Source organism: Veillonella sp. (assembly GCF_032470285.1).
In the GTDB taxonomy this organism is placed as follows: Bacteria; Bacillota; Negativicutes; order Veillonellales; family Veillonellaceae; genus Veillonella.
On record NZ_JAWEKP010000003.1, the window covers coordinates 214,792 to 232,405 of the forward strand.

At 37.8% G+C, this 17,614-nt stretch carries 17 protein-coding genes; all 17 read right to left on the reverse strand.

The window, feature by feature from the left end:
- Position 1: 1 nt before the first annotated feature.
- Positions 2–967: a GTP 3',8-cyclase MoaA gene (gene moaA, locus E7B10_RS05170; protein WP_316055525.1), complete on the reverse strand. Its 966-nt coding sequence runs from the start codon at positions 965–967 to the stop codon at positions 2–4.
- 26 nt (positions 968–993) lie between these two features.
- Positions 994–1,434 (reverse strand): MOSC domain-containing protein, encoded by a 441-nt coding sequence (locus tag E7B10_RS05175; protein WP_004698555.1) that lies wholly within the window; start codon positions 1,432–1,434, stop codon positions 994–996.
- Between the two features lie 213 nt (positions 1,435–1,647).
- Positions 1,648–2,976, reverse strand: coding sequence for a nucleobase:cation symporter-2 family protein (locus tag E7B10_RS05180; RefSeq protein WP_004698615.1), 1,329 nt, complete (start codon positions 2,974–2,976; stop codon positions 1,648–1,650).
- Between the two features lie 180 nt (positions 2,977–3,156).
- Positions 3,157–3,774, reverse strand: a complete 618-nt coding sequence (locus E7B10_RS05185) for a cyclodeaminase/cyclohydrolase family protein (protein ID WP_120055458.1) — start codon at positions 3,772–3,774, stop codon at positions 3,157–3,159.
- 29 nt (positions 3,775–3,803) lie between these two features.
- Positions 3,804–5,474 carry a formate--tetrahydrofolate ligase gene (locus E7B10_RS05190; RefSeq protein WP_004698719.1) on the reverse strand — a complete coding sequence of 557 codons (1,671 nt, stop codon included), beginning with the start codon at positions 5,472–5,474 and terminating at the stop codon, positions 3,804–3,806.
- A 396-nt stretch (positions 5,475–5,870) separates the two neighbouring features.
- Positions 5,871–7,145 (reverse strand): SLC13 family permease, encoded by a 1,275-nt coding sequence (locus E7B10_RS05195; RefSeq protein ID WP_024062024.1) that lies wholly within the window; start codon positions 7,143–7,145, stop codon positions 5,871–5,873.
- A 192-nt stretch (positions 7,146–7,337) separates the two neighbouring features.
- A complete protein-coding gene (locus tag E7B10_RS05200; RefSeq protein WP_024062025.1) occupies positions 7,338–8,606 on the reverse strand; it encodes an SLC13 family permease in 1,269 nt (422 codons plus the stop codon).
- 103 nt (positions 8,607–8,709) lie between these two features.
- Complete coding sequence (gene ttdB / locus E7B10_RS05205) at positions 8,710–9,321, reverse strand: L(+)-tartrate dehydratase subunit beta (protein WP_287511403.1); 612 nt, start codon at positions 9,319–9,321, stop codon at positions 8,710–8,712.
- Positions 9,321–10,223: a L(+)-tartrate dehydratase subunit alpha gene (gene ttdA, locus E7B10_RS05210; protein WP_024062027.1), complete on the reverse strand. Its 903-nt coding sequence runs from the start codon at positions 10,221–10,223 to the stop codon at positions 9,321–9,323. Before ttdA ends, ttdB begins: the two co-directional genes overlap by 1 nt.
- Positions 10,224–10,607: 384 nt before the next feature.
- On the reverse strand, positions 10,608–11,636 hold the full coding sequence (locus E7B10_RS05215) for an AraC family transcriptional regulator (protein WP_287511405.1): 1,029 nt from the start codon (positions 11,634–11,636) through the stop codon (positions 10,608–10,610).
- Positions 11,637–11,901: 265 nt separating this feature from the next.
- The gene (locus E7B10_RS05220; protein ID WP_024062029.1) at positions 11,902–12,168 is read right to left on the reverse strand and encodes a SemiSWEET family transporter; all 267 of its coding nucleotides are present in this window, start codon (positions 12,166–12,168) and stop codon (positions 11,902–11,904) included.
- Positions 12,169–12,531: 363 nt separating this feature from the next.
- Positions 12,532–13,554 carry an AraC family transcriptional regulator gene (locus tag E7B10_RS05225; RefSeq protein WP_287511408.1) on the reverse strand — a complete coding sequence of 341 codons (1,023 nt, stop codon included), beginning with the start codon at positions 13,552–13,554 and terminating at the stop codon, positions 12,532–12,534.
- Between the two features lie 15 nt (positions 13,555–13,569).
- Positions 13,570–13,893 (reverse strand): zeta toxin family protein, encoded by a 324-nt coding sequence (locus E7B10_RS05230; protein WP_316055530.1) that lies wholly within the window; start codon positions 13,891–13,893, stop codon positions 13,570–13,572.
- Positions 13,894–13,897: 4 nt separating this feature from the next.
- Positions 13,898–14,233 carry a cupin domain-containing protein gene (locus E7B10_RS05235; protein WP_021148395.1) on the reverse strand — a complete coding sequence of 112 codons (336 nt, stop codon included), beginning with the start codon at positions 14,231–14,233 and terminating at the stop codon, positions 13,898–13,900.
- A 355-nt stretch (positions 14,234–14,588) separates the two neighbouring features.
- Positions 14,589–15,824: a molybdopterin molybdotransferase MoeA gene (locus E7B10_RS05240; protein ID WP_287511409.1), complete on the reverse strand. Its 1,236-nt coding sequence runs from the start codon at positions 15,822–15,824 to the stop codon at positions 14,589–14,591.
- The gene (gene mobB / locus E7B10_RS05245) at positions 15,805–16,929 is read right to left on the reverse strand and encodes a molybdopterin-guanine dinucleotide biosynthesis protein B (protein WP_287511410.1); all 1,125 of its coding nucleotides are present in this window, start codon (positions 16,927–16,929) and stop codon (positions 15,805–15,807) included. Before mobB ends, E7B10_RS05240 begins: the two co-directional genes overlap by 20 nt.
- Positions 16,922–17,452, reverse strand: a complete 531-nt coding sequence (gene thiT, locus E7B10_RS05250; RefSeq protein ID WP_105086691.1) for an energy-coupled thiamine transporter ThiT — start codon at positions 17,450–17,452, stop codon at positions 16,922–16,924. Before thiT ends, mobB begins: the two co-directional genes overlap by 8 nt.
- Positions 17,453–17,614: the final 162 nt, after the last annotated feature.

Sequence of the window (17,614 nt, forward strand, 5' to 3'; positions counted from 1 at the left end):
ACTACCCTCCGATTCGCCACATTGGTCGTTCTGGTTGCTCCATGCCTATACCATCATGTCGTTCTTGTTTTCGTTGCAAAGCACGTTCGATATGCTTGGCTAAAGCCTCTTCTGAGGCACCATTGCGCACGAGCGATACAAGGTCAGCCTCATCATCTCGCAACAAGCACAATCGCATTTGACCATCAGATGTAAGGCGCACACGATTGCATGTATCACAATAACTATGAGACATAGAAAAAATAAAGCCTACAGCCTCACCACTAGGTAATGCCAAATATGTAGCTGGACCAAAGCCATAAACAGAATGAACCTCTGTGAGAGATCCGCCACTAACGCGTTCTAATTGTTCCTTCCATTCATCAAAGGTAGGCCCATGAAAGGCATCACCTTGGAACGGCATGTATTCAATAAATCGCCAAACAACAGGCCATTTTTCAACATATTGTAATAAAGATTTAACTTCATCATCGGACCAATAACGAGATAAAACCGTATTAATCTTAACGGATTTAAAGTTAGCATTAATAGCACTACGTATACCGTCGAGGACAGACTCCAACTGTCCCGCTTTACCAACACAGGTGGCAAAAGCTTCAGTTTCAAGAGAGTCCAAACTAATATTCACACGATTCAAGCCAAGTTTTTTTAACCGTTGCGCTCGTGAGGCTAATAAACTACCATTGGTAGTCATAGAAATATCTTCAAACCAACCTGTTTCTTTAATACGACCTAGTAACTCTTCGATATGTGGATAGAGCAAAGGCTCACCGCCTGTGAGGCGTACTGCCTTCACACCAATATGATGGAAGGCCCCTAATATATTCATCCATTCATCAACAGATAATAGTTGTGTTTGACTTTGAGGAGTAATTTCTGCAGGTCGGCAGTAGGGACAACAAAAATTACACGCATCTGTCAACGACAGACGTACATATTCAATTGTACGACCCCATGCGTCTTTCATAACACACCTCATTTACTAATACGAAATTATTTAATAATAGATACTTCATCACCTACATGAATCATACCAGTTTTAAGAACCTTACCAAAGATACCTTGTGTAGGCATAATGCAGGAACCAACTTGTTTCATAATTTCACAACCTTGATGACATTCCTTGCCAATTTGAGTAATTTCAAGAATCACATCATCACCTACTTGTAAGTGAGTCCCTACAGCTAATTCATAAAGAACCATGCCTTCTACTGTAATGTTTTCAGCGAAATCACCAGGTTTGACATCTGCACCTTGTGCCCTCATGTGATCAATACTCGCAATACCAAGCAAGCTGATTTGGCGATGCCAATTTCCTGCATGAGCATCTCCCTCCATCCCATGATCAACAATGAGATTGGCGGATTCAATATTATGTTTTTTTTGCCCTTTTCTCTCACTTATGGAGATAGCAATAATTTTTCCGTCTGCCACGTAGCCCTTCCCTTCTTATGGGAACATTCCATATACATAACTTTTATAAACACTTAATTGTAAATACAAATTAATATTTCTATTTTATGAAAGCATCACAAAATAGTTCTACAATTATCTATATATTATAGCATAATATTCTAATGTTTTTCCTGTGATTTTATTCACTAAAAAAACTCTACCGAAAGAGGTAGAGTTCTCATCTAGTTATTATTATCGGCGACCCATTTCTTTAATTTCGTCACCTTTATTAACACCATTTAGTAATAAATTAAGCAAGATTGCCATAATACTACCAAAGGTAATGCCAGATTTTAATATAATTTGTGCCCAATCAGGGAAATTAGCATAAAAGTTCGGCGCCGCAATAGGGATCATAGCCACTCCAATACTAATCGCCACAAGCATCAAGTTATGATTACCATCAAAGCTAACCTTACCAAGAGAGCGAATACCACTGGCAACAATCATGCCAAACATAGCAATGCCAGCACCACCGAGTACTGCATTTGGAATGCTAGCAACTATAGCAGCTAATTTAGGGAATAATCCTAACAAAATTAAGATTACTCCAGATGCAGCTACTACAAAGCGACTTTTAACACCTGTAACCGCAATAAGTCCTACGTTTTGAGCAAAAGCTGTATATGGGAAACTATTAAGAATTCCCCCTATTAAAGTGGAAATACCATCAGCACGAATAACAGAAGCCAATTCTTTTCGACCTATTGGCTTATCCACAATTTCACCAATAGCAATACTATCACCTGTAGTCTCTACCATGACAACGAGCATGACGATAATCATAGATAGTACAGAAGCCCAGTCAAATGTTGGCAAACCAAAATAGAATGGTTCAATGAAAGCAACCCATTGAGAACGACCAACTTCGTCAAAATTAGCAACGCCCATTGCAAAGGCAATTGCTGTGCCTGCGATCAAACCGATTAATACAGAAAGATTACTTAAGAAACCTTTAGCAAACTTGTATACAAATACAACAATTAAAAACGTAAGAAATCCAAGTCCTATGTTCGTATAACTTCCAAATTCTGGATTTCCTACACCGCCCCCCATCCAATTAATGGCAACTGGCATCAAATTAATCCCAATAAGAGTAATTATTGTTCCCGTTACAACAGGGGGGAACAGTCGAATTAGACGGCTAAAGAATGGAGCTACTATAAAAGTAAATAGACCTGCTACAATAATGGCACCGTAAATGGCAGTCATACCATGCTGTGCCCCAATCATAGTCATAGGTCCGACAGATGCAAAAGTAACACCTTGGATCATAGGGATACGCCCACCTATATTACCGAAGCCTAATGTTTGAATTAAGGTCGCAATGCCACAAGTAAACAAGTCTGCTGTAATAAGACGAATCAAGTCCTCCACCGGTAAATTCATCGCCTGTGCCACGATAATCGGTACCGCAACAGCTCCAGCATACATGGCAAGTACATGCTGTAAACCAAAGGCAAAGAGCTGTGGTATGGGCAACATACTATCGACTGTATTTATTTGGTTCTGATCTGTCATAATGTCTCCTACATAAAGCCTCGAAATATCACCCATTTATTTTACACTATCGTTCGGATTATAACAATAGAAAAAAGAGAGTCTATTATTTTATATGTATTAATAGGCTCTCTTTATATTATTTCCCGAACTTTTATAGTTTGCTCGGTTATATTATTCGATTTATATTATAATCTCTTATTATTCATATAACCCTATGATAGACGACTCTTTAACATCAAGATCTTTTTCAATGGCATACATCTTAGATGTTAGTTCTGCTACAAAACTTTCATCTTTAATACCAGATAAATTAATACGCACATTCAAAAAAGCCGATTTCACTGCAGCACGCGCATTAATAGCCGCAATAATACCATCTGTAATAAGGTTTTGATTCCCCTTACGAGAGGCTAATTCTGCTAAATCAAATATTTGATTCGCTAATTCTCCAATTTCAAAAGGTACCATAGCAGCATCTTTGTATGCTTGTTGAATAGCAGCTGTACGCGCAGCCTTTTCTTCATCTGTATTCTTTGGCAATCCTAAGGCGTTCATAAAGATATTAAATACATCTGCATCAGCTTGAGATAATTCGAGCATGCGCTTGCGAATCGCTTCTGCTTTAGCTTGAAGCTCCTCCATTTCGGTCTGAACCGCTTCATAACCTTTTTTACCAAATGTAAGGTTTGCTACCATTTCTGCTAAAGCCGCCCCCGTTGCGGCAGTCAATGCCGCAATAGCACCACCACCTGGCGTTGGCGCTTTAGAGGCAGTAGCAGCCACAAAATCTATTACTCGTTGTTCTACTAATTTCATAACATAGCCTCATGTAAAAACACTTTCTATTAGAACAAGCCTTTAATTGTGCCGTCTGCTTCGATATCCATATTAAGAGCAGCAGGACGTTTAGGAAGGCCTGGCATTACCATTACATCACCTGTACGACATACAATAAAGCCTGCCCCATTGGCAACACGAATATCGGATACAGTAATAGTGAATCCTGTTGGAGCCCCTAATAATGCTGGATTATCAGATAAGGAATATTGCGTTTTCGCCATACATACAGGCAAACGATCCAGTCCCCAATCTGCTAATTGTTTAATTTGCTTTTTGGCTTTGTCCGTAAAGATAACTCCATCGCCACCATAAATAGTTTTAACGATTTTATTAACTTTATCCTCTAAACTATCTTCCAAATCATATACGAATTTAGGTGTTGGCTTAGGACCTTCAAGTAACTCTACGACTTTTTTTGCCATATCAGTGCCGCCTTCGCCGCCCTTTTCCCAACATTCATTAAGCTCTACAGGCACGCCAAACTCATCACATAGGCGAGTCAACTCAGCAATTTCTGCATCTGTATCGCTAGCAAATTTATTGATTGCCACTAATACAGGCACATTGAAATAACGCATGTTTTCAATTGCTTTTTGTAAGTTGCTGAAACCTTTAGTTACGGCTTCAACATTTTCTGTATTCAACTCTTGTTTTGGTACACCACCATGCATTTTAAGAGCTCGTAATGTAGCTACGATAACGATTGCATCAGGGAAAATACCGCCGTATCGGCATTTAATATCAAGGAACTTTTCAGCACCCAAGTCAGCGCCAAAGCCCGCTTCCGTAACTACGATATCACCAAGCTTAAGTCCTAGTTTTGTAGCTACAATGGAGTTACAACCATGAGCGATATTTGCAAAGGGACCACCGTGAACAATAGCTGGTGTATGTTCCAATGTTTGTACGAGATTTGGCTTGATAGCATCTTTCATGAGAAGCGCCATTGCCCCTTGGCAACCAAGTTGATGAACATAAACAGGATCACCTGCTAAGTTACAACCGATAACGATGCGACCAAAACGTTCTTTCAAATCTTCTAAATCCTTAGCTAAGCAAAGAATAGCCATGATTTCAGAAGCAACGGTAATCATAAAATGATCTTCCCGAGGGAATCCACATACTTTGCCACCAAGTGCAACTGTCACATTGCGAAGAGCACGATCATTCATATCTAAAACACGTGTCCAAGATAGTTGACGCAAATCGATTTGCAATTCATTTCCTTGATGGATATGGTTATCGATCATAGCGGATAATAAATTGTTAGCCGCTGTAATAGCATGCATATCACCTGTAAAGTGAAGATTGATGTCATCCATAGGTACAACTTGAGCATAACCACCACCTGCTGCACCACCTTTAATCCCAAAAACAGGTCCTAAGGATGGCTCACGTAATGTAGCGATAGCATTTTTACCGATTTTTTGTAGCCCCTGTACGAGACCAATGCTCGTTGTAGACTTACCTTCCCCTGCTGGTGTTGGCGTAATCGCTGTGACTAGCACTAACTTACCATCTGGCTTAGATTCTAAACGACGAATAGCATCAAAAGAAATTTTAGCTTTATAATGACCATATTGTTCAATGTCATCAGGTGTTAAACCACATTTATTGGCAATAACCTGAATCTTTTCCATTCTATTCTGTTGGGCAATCTCAATATCACTTAACATAAAGCCTCCTCGGCACTAAGGCCATCTATAAACTATATAACAACTATAACCTTACTCTCTAATATTCAATATTTAATATTAACTGTCTACTGTAGGTGTATATTTGTGCAACTACAGTAATCTATTATATATGAAAGTAGACCATATGTCTAATCAATTCTTGCCTATCTCTATATTATATTAACTTATTACCAAAATATTTTCTCCAAATAGTATAGAAATAAGGGTCTGTAACAAAACAACCCTAGGTGCATCTAAAAACAAAAAATACCAAGAAAACCTAGGATGTTACAAACTTAATTTTCTTGGTATTTTTTATATTATAAAGGGACTGCAACTAGAATGTGGTACAACCACATCCTGTTACAGCCCCTTGTATGACTAACCTTAATATAATTATGGGTTAAACGGGAACAAAATTGGTAATAACACTAAAGATACAATTGCAGATACTACAATCAACGGTACGCCGGCTTTCACATAGTCCTTAAAACTATAACCAGCTACATTATATACCATAGTATTCGCAGGCATCCCTATAGGTGTACCATACGCAAGAGAGCTAGAAATTACGATTGCAACAAGAATCGCCTTAGGATCAAAACCTAATTGAGATGCTAAAGACAATCCGATTGGAGCTAGCAATGCAACATCTGCTGTATTGGACATAAAGTTTGTCATAAATACAGATAGGAAGAAAAGTACCGCTAATAATGCCAATGGATTAGGTGTATCCCCCAAAGCATCAACAATAAGATTTGCAATATATGCACCTGCCCCAGATTTTACCATTGCTGTACCAAGAGCTAAGGAACCTACAAATAGTAGAATTGTCTTCATATCGATAGACTTAACTGCTTCGTTTTCGGTAATAACTCCTGTCGCTACGATAACAAGTGCACCTACCCAAGCACTAACCGCTAAGGATACGCCAATTTGTTTTTCAAAAATCATAGCAGCGATAGTCAACACCAATACCAAACCAGCTACCCATTTTTTCCAAACTGGAACATGACTGAAATCAGCATTTTTTTGATAATTTGGATCAGGTTCACGTGTTGGAACCTCAGGTAAGAATCTTTTACCAATGAATGCATAGAATAAAGTACCTACGATAAGCATAGGTAAACCTACTTCACCATAAGCAAAGAAACTAAAGGATCCAAGGCCGGCTTCTTGCAAATTAGAATTTGCAATCATATTACCAGGAGAGCCAATCATGGAAATATTCCCCCCCATAGCAGCGGCAAATACGATTGGCATTAAGAATTTAGTTTGGTTAAAACCACCCTTTTTGCAAATACCAATAACAACAGGAATCATAACCGCTGCAGTACCTGTATTAGATAAGAAGCCGGACATAATACCTGTAAGCATCATAATAGCAATAATAAGGATAGTTTCATTTTTAGCAAATTTATTAACAACGTTACCAACATCAACAGCTACACCTGTTTCAAAGAAAGCAGCGCCGATAATAAACATAGCAATAAACAAAATAACATTAGAGTCAACGAAACCTTTAAAAGCTTCCGTTGCAGTTAATACACCAGAAAGATGTAATCCAACGGCCACGATCATAGCCGTAATAGACAATGGGATTTTCTCCAATGCAAACATTACAATTGCAAATACAAGAAATCCCAATGTAATAGCAACACTATAATCCATGAGAATTCCTTTCATGGTAGTCATACTTTTATAGTATATAAATTTAACGTTTTGATGTAAACATAAAGCGCTTCTTTTTTTATTATCATTTTTTATTTACATATGTAATTAAGTTATAGTCTTATACACAAAGTAAAAAGAAGCCTTAAAACAATTTGCATTAAGACTTCTTCTATAAAATTATATTTATTATTAGAATGGGAATAGAATTGGCAATAACACAAGCGCCACAATACTAGATACAACAATAAGTGGTAAGCCTGCTTTCACATAATCCATGAAGCTGTAACCCGCTATATTATATACCATAGTATTTGCTGGCATACCAATCGGAGTAGCATATGCTAAGGAGCTAGCAATTACGATAGCCGCAAGAACTGCTTTCGGATCAAATCCAAGTTGAGATGCTAGGCTAAGCCCAATGGGAACTAATAAAGCACAGGTCGCCGTGTTGGACATAAAGTTTGTCATAAACACGCCAAGAACAAACAATACTACCAATACAACGATTGGGGATGGACTCGCACCAAGGCTATTCACGATAATATCAGCAATAACACTACCTGTACCGGTTTTAACCATTGCATCCCCAAGGGCCATGGAACCAGCAAAGAGCATAATTGTTTTCATATCAATAGATTTTACTGCTGCTGTTTCGCCTATAACATTAGTGGCCACCAAGACTAGTGCACCTACCCAAGCGCTAACATAGAGTTTTACACCTAATTGTTTTTCAAAAATCATAGCAACAATTGTCAAGATTAATACGATGGCAGCTGTCCATTTTTTCCAAGATGGTACATGGCTATAATCTTCATTACTTTCAAAAGCACCATCCGGTTGATGACTTGGAGCATCTGGTAAGAAACGTTTACCAATTGTAGCATAGAATATAGTGCCTACGATAAGGATTGGTAAACCTACTAAACCATAATCAAAGAAACCAAAAGAGCCTAGGCCCGCTTGTTGTAAGCCCGCTTGTGCAATCATATTACCAGGCGCACCGATAAGAGAGATATTACCACCCATTGCAGCAGCAAACACCAATGGCATCAACAATTTAGTTTGTTTAAAGCCACTCTTTTTACAAATACCGATAATTACAGGAATCAGTACAGCGGCTGTACCAGTATTAGATAAAAAACCAGATAAAATGCCTGTAATCATCATAACAGCTACAAGTAAGGATGTTTCAGTTTTAGCAAATTTATGAACTACATTCCCTACCTCTACGGCTACACCCGTTTCGAAGAAAGCCGCACCAATAACAAACATACCCATAAAGAGCAACACATTTGGATCTACAAAACCTGCGAATGCATCTTTAGCGGATAATACACCACTTAGATGTAAGCCTACAGCCACAATCATCGCTGTAATAGACAATGGAATTTTCTCCCATGCAAACATGACGATGGCAAACACCAAGAAGCCAAGAGTTATCATTACACTTGTATCCATAAATACCTCCCAATACGTGTAATATACCTAAAAAAAGGTACAAAAAAGGAGGATTGTACAAAATCCGTATAATCCCCCTATTAAGTTAATCCTCACAATGAGATTATTTAATGAAGCTTACGTGTTTATAGATTTCTTTTAACACTTCTTCTTTCTTCGCATTGTATTCTACTTTTTTATTTTCAAAGTAGTTATTGCCTTCTGCATCGATGGATACGATGAGTGGACCGAATTCTTTTACACGGCAAGTCCACAAAGTTTCAGGCATCCCGAGTTCACGCCAGTTAGCAGATTCAATTTCCTCTACCTCTGTAGCAGCAAGAACTGCATTACCTGCTGGGAACACACAGTGTAGTGCACCAAAATCTTTGCAGGCACGTGCTGTTTCAGGCCCCATACCGCCTTTACCTACAATAAGACGTACACCAGTTTGCTTTACAAATTCATATTCGAATTTTTCCATACGCATGGATGTAGTAGGACCTACGGAAATCATTTCGAATTTATCATCCCCATGGTCACGCACGATTGGACCAGCATGCAAGATGGCACCGTTACGAACATCTACTGGTAATTCACGACCATATTCAACAAGACGACGATGAGCTACATCACGGCATGTTGTGATGTGACCATTTAAGTAAATGATATCCCCTGCTTTAATACCTTCGAGATCAGAAGCTTGGATTGGTGTTGTCAAAATATGTTTAGCCATTAGAATGTCACTCCTTTGTGAGATAGAATTTCGTACTTACCGTCTTTATCAAATACCATATGTCCGCGACGATGGTTCCAGCAACCAACGTTAACAGCTACGGAAATTACAGATGGATGACGAGAACCATGTTCGATGTTTACACCCATAAGGGATTTATCACCGCCCATACCTTGAGGTCCAAGATGTAATGCATTAATACCATCTTCTAGTAATTGTTCCATATATGCTGCTTTTTCATTTTCAGCCTTAGAGGATACAGGACGCATCAAAGCCTTTTTGGACATAACCGCTGCTGTATCGATAGATGTAGCAATACCTACACCAACCAATAATGGAGGACATGCATTCAAACCATAGCTTGTCATCAAATCTAACACGAATTTAGCAACGCCTTCATAACCTTCACCTGGCATCAATGTTTTACCAGATCCTGGCAAGGAGCAGCCGCCGCCAGCCATGTATGGAAAGATTTCTACATCATCACGATCAGGAACGATATCCCACATGATATATGGTGCAGTACGGCCAATATTTTTACCTGTATTGAATTCATCGAATGTTTCAACACAGTTATGACGAAGTGGTGCATCTTGTGTAGCTTGGTATGTAGCATTACGCAAAATTTCTTCCAATTCACCAATTAATGGATAGTTAGAACCAACCTTCACCCAGAATTGTAATACCCCTGTATCTTGACAAGAAGGACGATTCAATTCGTAAGCAAGATCCATATTTTTATGCATTGTTTCATAAATTGTTTTAGCTAATGGATTTTTTTCATCCGCTGCTAATTCTTTAATCTTAGCTTCCACATCATCAGGTAATTTCTTTGCCATATAAGCAATGAACTTGGCAATGACATTTGTCATCTCTTGTACTTGTTGTTCTTTCGTACTCATCGTAAACCTCCAAAAGGACTTCATTATTTAAATGCTGATTTTTTCTGTTTAGGAACCTTAGCTCCTTTCGATGATTTCATTGTACTCTTTTTTCAGAATATAACTATCCAATTTACAAGTTGTTTTTTGATGGTGAAAGCAAGACAAATTAATACAAAATCACCTATATGATTATATTTTTACCCATTTAAAATATACAATTACACCTATACCAAAATATCAAAAAGAGCACTACCTATCGAAAAGTAGTGCTCTTTTACCATTTATTTTTATAGGATTATAATATATACAAATTTACCTATACCTAATGATTGTATATTCATCATAATTAGAACTTAAAATGATGAAATAATTCCACCATTACAGTGATATAAAAATGTGATCCTAGCCCTGTAGTTTCCTAACAACTACTTCAAGCTGAGCTCTAACATCTTGTAACTTTTGATTCGCTTCCTCTAGCTCAAGCTTATGCCTAGTATCATGTTCATAGGGTAAGCAAGATTGTAGTACTTCTATAATATCTTCCTCTTGTGTAGAGATGATCTCCTTCCAATCATGAAGCTTTGTCTTACGTCCTAATTCTTTTGCTTGCTTGCGATATTCCGATGGCGTGGTATGGAAGTGCTTTTTAAAGGCCACATTAAAGGCTTTAATATCTGCAAAGCCACAACTACTCGCAATATGCGCTACCCCATCCTCAGAGTTGACCAAACGAACTGTGGCCTCACGTAGTCTCAAACGCAACAGATACTCAAGAAAAGAGACTCCTAATTGGCGTTTAAAAAATTGTGATGTATAGTTCACATTATATCCACCAATTTTTGCAATATCTTCTAGCTCAATCTTTTGTTGATAGTTTTCATCAATATAAGCAATCATCTTATCAAAGGTAGCTACAGTCATATCCACAGGCTTTGAATGTACATATATCGACTTAACCGCATTAATTTCATCGTATACCTCACTAGCTAATGCTAAATAATGATGTTCTAACCACATACGATTAATGGGACTTTCACCATTCGCCTTTATCAACATCATCATCGCTGCATGATGTCGTAAAGAGGTAAAAAACGAATTATGCCGATTCGACTTATCTGAACGCACCACAAATTGATACATTCCAAAATTTGGATCAAACTGCTGGAAAAAGTCTTTCCCTACATGAATAACAAGAGCCGTCGTATCCTCTTCAAGCGCTAGGGTGGCATGCCCCACCTGAGGAGAAATAATAATAGAGTCAAGAGGTTCCATCGTAAAAACCTCACTATTACAACTCATCTCAATACGACCCTTCAACAAGATAAGAATTTCAGTCTCTCCATGCCAGTTGTAATGATATGTGCTAACCTTATATATGTGGCTACTAAAATCTATATGATTGTGTTTATATGTATAGTGAAAGTAATCCATGATATCTAATCATTCCCTGTAAACACTGTAAAATCAAACAACTAATTATTAAAAGGTAATCTTTTCTGGTAAAAATAATACAAGCAAAGATTTCTCCACTAATTTCAATACCTACCAGATAGTTAAAACCGAAATACAAAAATGCATCCCTTCCTAATCTAAGAGATGCATTTATTATGATATATTTATTTAACTTTGGTCAACGACATCTTAATTATTATATTTATACCAAACTTTAATAACAAAACAGCCTTACTCATCAATATTACATAAGAGCCGTAATAGCTGCTGCTAAACCGAAGAAGATACCTGGTGCATTGGCTAATGCTACTGGAATATCTCTATGTTCTTTAAACAAACCGTATAATACCCATAATGTACAGTTGATAGCCGCCACTAATGGTTGGATCCAATCACCAGTTCCTGGATGCGCTAAGTTATTCATAATTTGTGGGAAGTAAGATACATACATTGCTACAGCAGTTACAGTTGCTACCTTCCCTAAGTTTTCCATAAATTTTACTCGATTCATATATCCTCCAAAATTATTAACTGATTATTTTGAACTCCTGATGAAGTATATTTTACTCAGTTTGGATAATCTAACTATCCATATTAAAAGGTAATTTTTTGAATTAAATTAAGCAAAAGTTAAGGTTTTCTATATGTTTTTCTTATTTAGAGACTATAAAATTATATAAATTTACCTATAAAATACATGCAAAAAAGCTCTATCTATCAAAAGGAGTGCTTTTTTAGTACCTTTAGAGTATTTATATATATATAGAAAATCACCCAATTCCAATATTTCTATATGGTCAAAAAAATTTAATTTACATTAAGCCAACTTCTATTTACAACAAGTCGGAGTCAGACCATTAATTTAGACTACTAATTATAACGCCTTTACAACATCAGCTAACTTCGCCTTTAAGGTTTCTAGTTTTTGACTCATAAACTCTAGCTCGCTCTTAGCTCTTGAATCATCTTCGTAGGACAAGAACGAGTGTAACAAATCTAGAACATCTTGATTTTCAACAGAAACAATTTCTACCCCATTTTGTAATGTTGTTTTACGTCCAATTTCTTTTACTTGTTTACGATATTCTGTTGGTGTCAAGTGGAAATGTTTTTTGAAAGCCACATTAAAGGCTTTAATATCTGCAAAGCCACAACTGCTAGCTATCCTAGCAACTGCCTCATCAGAGCTAGTCAAACGAGTTGTTGCCTCCCTTAGTCTCAAACGTAATAGATAGTCAATAAAGGAAATACCCATTTGTCGCTTAAAGAACTGAGAGGTATAAGCTACATTATAGCCACCAATTTTAGCAATATCTTCTAACTCAATTTTTTGTTGATAATGTTCATCGATATAAGCAATCATCTTATCAAAGGTAGCCGGCTTTATATCACCAGGTCTAACATTTTCATGAACAAGTTTAACTGGATCAAACTCCCTAAACACATCGCCAGCTAATGCTAAATAATGATGCTCTACCCACATGCGATGTACGGGACTTTCACCTTTAGCCATCAACAACATCATCATAGCTGCATGGTGGCGCAAGGTTGTAAAAAATTGATTATGACGAGTGCTTTCATCGGAACGAACAACAAAATGGTACGAACCAAACTCTGAATCATACTGTTGATAAAACTCATGTCCTACACGAATTGAAAAAGCGATTACATCTTCTTCAAGAGCTAGTGTTGAATGGCCTACTTGAGGGGAAATAATAACCGCATCAAAGGGCTCTAATGTAAACACCTCATCATTACAACTCATCTCAACGCGCCCTTTTAACAAGATAAAAATCTCCGTTTTCCCATACCAATTGTAATGGTATGTACCAACTCGATATATGTTGCTGCTAAACTCTATGTAATTATGTTTATATGAATAGTCGAAGTAATCCATAATTTCCAAAGTCCTTTAACATAACTGCTTTCGCAGCTCCTGTTCTTGTATTCTACCTAGCACCAACAAATCGATTTCATCCTGAGACCAAGAACCGAATAAAATTTGGTCTACCACAGGTCCAACAGGTTCAGTGCATTGTTTTGAATGATACACCCGTACTAAATCACGTTTATACACTTGAACGCTTTCAAAAAGTCCACTCTGTTCAAGTTCATTAATATTAGATACCAAAGATTTCACAATTTCATCGTGATGCTCTTTAGGTGTAGCTCTGGCTTGTAAAGAATACATATAAAATGCACCCCTTATTGATATAAGGGATGCATTTATTATGATATATTTATTTAACTACAGTCAACAGCATCTTGAAGCTTTCTCGTGCATCCAAACTATGAGGCACTTCAGACGGCATGATCAAGGTTTCACCAGCCTTCACATTATGCTCCGTATCACCAACAACGATGTGCGCTTCTCCATCGAGGATTTGCACAATCGCATCGCCTACTGTTACATGCGTAGAGATTTCTTCCCCCTTAGGCAGCGCAAATAGTGTAATGCTGAGTCGCTCATTTTGAGCAATTGTAATACTAATCACTTGACCCTCTTTATACTCTAGGTGCTCACCTAGATGTAAAATTTCGTTTACTGGGATATTTTTTGTGAAAGTCTTACTCATAGAAATCACTCCTTATATAGCTATATAATAGTAAAAGTAAATAAAAAGTAGATTAAAACAATTTTATCAAAACCAATTGATATAACTAAAAAAATATCCTTCCCTTAATTTTATTATAATTTAATTGAGATTTAATTTCAGTATCTTTGGTAACAAAATTAAAATTATTTTGGATAAACGAAATATTTTGAATAAACGCAAAGACGAGGCCTCCTAAGAAACCTCGTCTTTTTACATTATGATTAGCTATAAATATTATAGTTTTTTAACTAGTATATTTGTATCTATAACTCTAAAACTCTATAACTCTAAAAAATCTAACGCCTTAAAGTAAGAATCTAAAAATCAAAAGGGTCTAAACTGCAGGCAGCAAGCCTAATAGATACACATTAAATGTATCACCAGGATGTACTTCATGAGTTCCTCGTGGAATACATGCCAACGCATTCACAGTATATAGCCCTAACATACTACTACTATTAAAGTGACGATTAGCCACAAAACGTGGCGCTCCACCGCAAAATATGACTTTCCCTTGTACATAACGATCAAAAGCATTACGTTTGAAGATTTCTGTATCCATTACACAAGCCACCACTGGAGTCGTCCAATTAGCCAACCCTTTATAACGCTTCAAGGTAGGCGCTACGATTAAATGCCATCCATTAAAGGCAGCCCCTGGATTACCGGACAAACCAAAGATAATCTGACCTTTCGTGGTAACCGCACCATAGGATGCTGCACCCGGTCGCATTTGAATACGGGCATAGATAGATTCTGCCCCCAATTTTTCATAAATAAGAGGCATCGTATCAAAAAGACCTACCGACACACCACCAGAACTGATAATAATATCTGCTTCTTCACTAAGTTTCAAAACATGATTGATTTCAGAATCTAGCTCCTCCGGAGCATCACTTACATGATAGTGTGTTATCTTGTGAAATCCTAAATCCTCCAAGAGCCCACAAATCATAGCTCGATTGGAGTTGTAAATTTTACCAGGTGTTAAACTTTCACCAGGTTCAATAACCTCGTGACCAGAGGTAAGAACTAACACGCGAGGCATGGCATTAACAGATATCTCAATAATACCGAGTCCCGTCAAAATGGTTTGTACTGTAGATGTTACCTCTGTACCACGTGGAATCACAATGGTGCCGGCAACACACTCCTCACCTTGTGGAATAATATGATCACCACAATGATATTTGCCTTGAATCGTAATTGTAGTTTGTGGTTCACCAGTGCCAACCACTTGTTCTTGCATGATGACAGTATCACATGTGTCTGGTACCGGTGCACCAGTCATAATACGCACCGCATGACCAACTTCTACGGGATGTTCCCATATAACACCAGCACCAATGATACCGTCAACGATATATTCATTACGGCCTTCTTCATAGGCGATGGCATATCCATCCATAGCAGATTTTGAAAAAGCAGGTACATCCGTTGGCGCAATAATATCCTCTGCTAGTACATATCCCTTCGCAGTCTTAACTGCAATCGTTTCAACTTTATGAACTTGCGTTTGTAAGGCTTCATCCCACAATTGGAGTGCCTTCTCAACAGTAACGACGGCCATTTAAACTCCTCATCATTTCCTGTATGTGACGTACCAATTCAGGTACCTCTTGATCTAACTTGCCAATTTCTATCGTCGCCACTCGGTCCATCGGATCCGAGATCAACTCTTCCGTATGTCCCTCTTGGGTAACCTCTATAATAGGGGCAATCCCTTGAGACCGTGATTCTAGTATAACTATATCTACAGGCATAAACTGTGATATTTCATACAGGTTTGATTGTTCTTTTGTACGTATGCGAATCGCTGTTTCAGTAGGGCCTGCAATAGCAACCGCATCAGCCCCAGCTTTATAAACAAGATCTGTATCTGTTCCCTCATGATCCATCTGAAAGCCATGTTTATCGCTTTTGACAACACCAACGGATAAACCGATTTTTTGTAACTCACACACAAGGCGCGTTACAACAGTAGTCTTACCTGTTTTACGTTTCGATGCGACCACACTAATTAAAGGTACACGGCGGAATTCATTTTCCGCTAAAGCTCGCGCCCATTGATAGTCTTCAAATCGATTAATATTGCTTAGCTCCCAACTAAAATCAGTAGCATCAATAGATTCTACATGACCAATAACATCGAGGGCATGATGCAACGATACATTTTCGCCAACAAGAATAGATTGAATTAAGGACGCAATATATGGCCTATAAATACCGGCCATCGGCTCAGACTTACCACTTTCACTATATGGGACGATGACATTCCAATCATTATGCTCTACTTGATAGAGCCAATCATAATACAAATCCATTTCCATGAATGGCATATCTACTGCCATTACTGCATAAGCAGAACTAGTACCAACCGCTAGAGTGCTATACAGCCCCCCTAAAGGTCCGCATCGCCCAACAGAATCCCGAACAATAGAAACCTTATTTTTCTCATCGTTCGATAATGTATCTATAATATGAGTCTGTATAGCAAGTCCTAATTGCTCGTCATCACCGATGGAGATAAGAATATCTTGAATATCTGCATCTAAGCCCTTACGAAGGGCATGAGATATAAGACTTTCACCATTAATCCAAGGCAACAAAGCTTTAGGTTGCCCCATTCTAGTGCTGAGTCCTCCAGCCAAAATAATTAAACCTAATTTATCCACGACGTTGTAAACCTCGTTTAACACCTTGGTAAATGAATAGTAAAACTGCAATATTTAAAAGGCCATCTGGCACCATATAGGATGCATTATAAATCATAGAATAAACCCAAGGATTCTGCCCTTGCGGAGCATAGCTAGCAAAGACCACAGCACCGCTCGTAACAGATGCCCCCCAACGCAATACAATACCTACGATGGATCCAGTGATAAGTCCAGAAAGAGAATCTTTAAAGTAACCACAAACGCCAATAGCACCGTAAGCAACCAAGTAGTCTAATACAATACTTAAATAATGAACAGATGATTTAAAACCTAAAATAAAGTGTAATATACCATATACAACACCTACGAAGATACCTCGTGTTCCGCCCCAACGATATGCGTAAATCATGAGTGGTACCAAAGCTGCCGCCTTAATAGAGCCCCCCTGTGGCATATGAAAAATCGTAATAAATGACAACACTTGAGCAATGGCAATTGCTACGCCAGCTTCAGCAAGCATACGGGTTTTAGACTGTTCCACATTAATCAACCTCCTTTTACCATATATCTATAAATGAATATATTATTTATACAATCTACTTGTATTGTACTACAGTTTATCCCTTACACCAAACAAAATATTCGGAACGTATTGAAAATTTTATGAGTCTCTTGTATAATGGTACAGGTTCAATATGTAATA